Genomic DNA, 1,035 nt, shown 5'->3' on the forward strand with positions numbered 1-1,035 from the left:
AGAAACAAATTGAGGCAACTAATGCTCGTCTCAATAGTATCACAATAGGATTTTTTGGGATTGTAGAAATTTTGGTGACGGGAATATTAACGGTTTTGGGAAAGTTAGTCTTCTTTCCTAATCCTCTCTCTTGATGGCGATCGCGTTTCGGGGATAGTGCGCCCATCTTAATAATATGTTATTTTAGGAAAATAGGAGAAAGTGCGATCGCCTCTCCTGACAAATTATCCCAAATTATTTTTGAGGTGATAAAAAAATGGCGAGTAAAACAGAAACAGAGATTGAGGAATTAAGACAATTAATCCTCGCAATGGATCTAAAAGCTGAAAAAAGAATGGATCGCTTAGAGAAAATTATTGAGGTAGGTTTTACTCAAGTCAACGGAGAAATTAAACGAATTGATGAGAGAATTGGTCATGTCGAAAAGCGAATTGATGATACCAATCAACGAATTGACGATACTCGCTCTTCTTTAGAGAAGCAAATGCAGCAGATGCAGTCTTCTCTAGAGAAACGGATTGATGATACCAATCAACGGATTGATGATACCAATCAACGGATTGATGATACCAATACCCGACTGAATAGCATTACAATTGGATTTTTTAGTATTGTGGGAATTTTGGTGACGGGAATGTTAACAGTATTAGGAAAGTTAGTTTTCTTTCCTAACCCTCTCTCTTGATGGCGATCGCGTTTTGGGGATAGTGCGATCGCAACCTACTCCTCAGATACGCGGTTTTTCGATATAAGTTTGTCAGGGATTTACCAAAATTTAACTTCCACTAAAATCACCAAAATAATTCTACAACATCTAAAATTGAAAGGATGAGGAAAAGGAAAATTTGGTCATGCTGAAGCGATACGGGTTGGTTATATGGGTAGGTTTGTTACTGTCAGGAATGGCGGGAATTGAAACAAGTTGGGCAAAAAATCAAACCTTGCCAGGGGAAATTGTAGTCGGTAGAATGGCGGTTTCTCATCTAGCTAGAATGTTACAGGTAGTTTTAGATGTGATCGCCGCTTTGCGAGACG

1 protein-coding gene and 1 pseudogene are annotated in these 1,035 nt (G+C 38.6%); both read left to right on the plus strand.

Annotation, left to right across the window (positions count from 1 at the left end; all coding sequences use genetic code 11):
• Positions 1 to 553: 553 nt before the first annotated feature.
• A pseudogene (locus VB714_RS27640) lies at positions 554 to 685 on the plus strand (DUF4164 domain-containing protein); the annotation flags it as partial.
• Positions 686 to 851: 166 nt separating this feature from the next.
• Positions 852 to 1,035: hypothetical protein (locus VB714_RS27230; RefSeq protein WP_323228471.1), on the plus strand; the 184-nt coding region annotated here is incomplete at its 3' end.

The sequence above is a fragment of the Spirulina sp. 06S082 genome (assembly GCF_034932145.1).
In the GTDB taxonomy this organism is placed as follows: Bacteria; Cyanobacteriota; Cyanobacteriia; order Cyanobacteriales; family Spirulinaceae; genus CCY15215.